General features: G+C 61.2%; 2 protein-coding genes. One reads left to right on the top strand and one right to left on the bottom strand.

Annotated features, from left to right (window positions below; translation table 11 throughout):
- Window positions 1–147: 147 nt before the first annotated feature.
- On the bottom strand, window positions 148–1296 hold the full coding sequence (locus ABW043_RS21605; protein WP_353923258.1) for a PA0069 family radical SAM protein: 1149 nt from the start codon (window positions 1294–1296) through the stop codon (window positions 148–150).
- Between the two features lie 375 nt (window positions 1297–1671).
- Between ABW043_RS21605 and ABW043_RS21610 the strand changes: the two genes are divergently transcribed.
- Window positions 1672–3153 (top strand): MDR family MFS transporter, encoded by a 1482-nt coding sequence (locus tag ABW043_RS21610; protein WP_353923259.1) that lies wholly within the window; start codon window positions 1672–1674, stop codon window positions 3151–3153.
- The last annotated feature ends 94 nt before the right edge of the window (window positions 3154–3247 follow it).

Raw genomic sequence — 3247 nt, forward strand, 5'->3', positions numbered from 1 at the left:
CCGGGACTCAAGCTTGTACGATTCGTCGTTCGCGCACGTGCTGCGCAATGCAGGGAAGAAGAAGCAGCGGGCCTAGGACATATGGCAAGGCCCCCTCACCCGGCGCTGCGCGCCGACCTCTCCCCCAAGGGAGAGGTGAAGAGGAGTCTAGAAAAGGCTCATCTGCTTGCTCTCCAGCGTCGGCGCGATGAAGAGGTCGGTACGCAGACCCGGCAGTTTCGTGTCGAGCCCGTAGCGTTCGCGGGCTTTGTCAAAACGCTGCCGGAGCAGGGTGGCGTAGGGGCCTTCGCCGGTCATGCGGGTACCGAAGCGCGAGTCGTAGTCCCGCCCCCCGCGGGTGTCGCGGACGAGGGAGAGGACGTGGCGCACGCGGTCGGGGAAGTGACGCAGCAGCCATTCGCGAAACACGTCGCGCACTTCGCCGGGGAGGCGGAGGAGGATCATCGAGGCGGCCAGCGCGCCCTGGGCTTTGCCGGCGTCGAGGATGCGCTCGAGCTCCATATCGTTGATGGCCGGGATCATCGGCGAAGCAAAGATGGCAGTGGGAACACCGGCTTCGCTCAGCGCACGAATGGCTTCGAGGCGTCGAGCGGGCGAGGAGGCACGCGGCTCCATCTTGCGGCTGAGCTTATGGTCCATGGACGTCACCGAGATGGCGACCTTGGCAAGCCCGAGTTTTGCGAGCTCAGTAAGAAGGTCGAGATCCCTGAGGATCAGCGCCGACTTGGTGGTGATCATCACCGGATGGCGCGTTTCGAGCATGACTTCGAGGATGCTGCGGGTCAGCTTGTGCTTGCGCTCGGAGGGCTGGTAGGGGTCGGTATTGGTGCCCATGGCGATGGGTTTCGGGCGATAGGATTTTGCGCCCAATTCGCTGCGCAGAGCCTCGGCAGCATTGGTCTTGACGTAGATTTCGCGCTCGAAATCGACACCGGCCGAATGGCCGAGATAGGCGTGGGTGGGGCGGGCATAGCAATAGGAGCAGCCATGCTCGCAACCGCGATAGGCGTTGATCGAGCGATCAAAGCCGATATCGGGGCTGTCATTGGTGGTGATGATGCTCTTGGCGCGCTCGGTATGTTCGACCGTTTCAAAAGTCGGCAGCGTTTCGACGCTGCCCCAGCCGTCATCGAAATTTTCGCGCGCATGGGCCTCGAAGCGTCCGGAGCGGTTAGTCTGGGCGCCGCGCCCGCGGATGCGGTCGCTATCGAGAAGTTCACGGCGTGCGAGATCTGCATCGCGGCTTTGGCTGAGACGTTCGAGCGCTTCGAAGCTGGGGGCCTGATAGAGGGCCATGGCAAATCTCCTGCTGCCGCCGCCGCGATCTGGAATCGACCGTGTCGGCGCCCCACAAATCTAGCAATCGAATAAGAACACAACAAGAACGATGTTTATATTTTGTTCTCAAATTTTTGGGACGCAATGCAGCCTTGCGCTTATTTGGTCTGGACGACCGCCTATGGCGGGCCTAAGCAGGCTTCCCCCGAAAATGGGGCGCATTAGTTAAGCATATAATTTAGCATTGACCGCCAATCCTTCCGGGATTAGTTAAGCGCGGTCTGAACTGATGGCTGCTGACAGGCCTTGTCGCAGAGAAATTGGAAAGCGCTGTCGAACTCTGGTGATGCCGTGCGTCGCAAGGGTGTCACGCGCTTCAGTGAGGGTATGGACATGACGACAGACACAGCAACATTCGACGCGCTTGAACAAAGCGCTCCCCATCATCCTGACAATGCAGCGCGCAATCGGTTGGTCATCGGGCTTCTGCTCGTGTCGACCTTTGTGGTGTTTCTCAACGAAACCATCATGAGCGTGGCCATCCCGCACCTGATGGTCGATCTCGGCATTACGGCGAGCCTGGCGCAGTGGCTGACCACTGCCTTTCTCCTGACCATGGCCGTGGTGATTCCGATCACCGGCTTCCTGCTGCAGCGGCTGAATACGCGACCGATCTTCATGGTCGCCATGTCGGTCTTTGCTCTGGGCACGCTGATCTGCGCGCTCTCGCCGGGGATCGAGTTGCTGATCGCCGGCCGCGTCGTGCAGGCCGTGGGCACGGCCATCATGATGCCGCTGCTGATGACGACCGTCATGTCATTGGTGCCGCCGGAAGGTCGTGGCAAGGTTATGGGCAATATTTCCATCGTCATGTCCGTGGCCCCGGCCATCGGTCCGACGATTGGTGGCTTTATCCTCGCCCATTTCGACTGGCGCTTCATGTTCTATTTCACCCTGCCCATTGCCATCCTGGCGCTGGTCATTGGTGCGAGCCGCATCCGCAACGTGTCGACGCCGCGTTATGCGCCGCTCGATGTGCTCTCGGTCATTCTCTCGGCCTTTGCCTTCGGCGGTCTGGTCTATGGTCTGTCGAGCCTGGGCGAAGGCGCCGAGCATGGTTCGGCTATTCCGGCCTGGGCGCCGATTGCCGTGGGTCTCGTTTCCATGGCGGCTTTCGTCTGGCGCCAGTTTGGCCTTCAGAACGAAGACAAGGCGCTGCTCGATCTGCGCACGCTGCAGCACAAGAACTATACCTTTGCCCTGATCACCATGGCCGTGGCCATGGTGGCGCTGCTGGGCAGTTCCATCCTGCTGCCGATCTATACTCAGCAAGTGCTCGGTCTTGATACCTTGCAGACCGGCATGCTGCTGCTGCCGGGCGGCCTTCTTATGGGCGTGTTGGGTCCGGTGGTTGGTCGGCTTTATGACCGCGTCGGTCCCAAGCCGCTGCTGGTGCCGGGCGTCATCGCGGTGTCGGCCGTGATGTGGGCGCTGACGCTCGTTAGCCAGCATACCCCGGTCTGGGCTGTGGTTGCAGGGCATATCGTGCTCAGCATTGGCTTGGCTTTCACCTTTACCCCGCTCTTCACCTCGTCGATGAGCTCGGTGCCGCCAAAGTTCTACTCGCATGCCAGCGCCATTTTGGGCTCTGTGCAGCAGGTGGCCGGTGCGGCTGGTATCGCGCTCTTCGTGGCGGTGATGAGCTTGCAGACGGCGGCGGGTACAGCGGCTGGGCTCGATGCGGTCGATGCCCTGGCGGCGGGTATTCGCGGCGGCTTCCTGTGTGGCGCTATCGTGTCGCTGCTGATGATCGTCGCGGCGTTCTTTGTGAAGCGGCCGGAAGGCGGGCATGGTGGCCCGGCGATGGGTCACTGATGAAATGAGGAAAGGCCGGGCGATTGCCCGGCTTTTTTGTTTGGGGATCAGGCGAATAGCTTGCCCAGGAACTTTGCCGCTTCTGCGACGCCTT

Source organism: Devosia sp., assembly GCF_040509215.1.
Lineage (GTDB): Bacteria > Pseudomonadota > Alphaproteobacteria > Rhizobiales > Devosiaceae > Devosia.

What these genes read in the sequence shown, in the direction of transcription:
- ABW043_RS21605 (WP_353923258.1), bottom strand. Translation starts at nt 1,296, where the DNA reads ATGGCCCTCTATCAGGCCCCCAGCTTCGAAGCGCTCGAACGTCTCAGC.
- ABW043_RS21610 (WP_353923259.1), top strand. Translation starts at nt 1,672, where the DNA reads ATGACGACAGACACAGCAACATTCGACGCGCTTGAACAAAGCGCTCCC.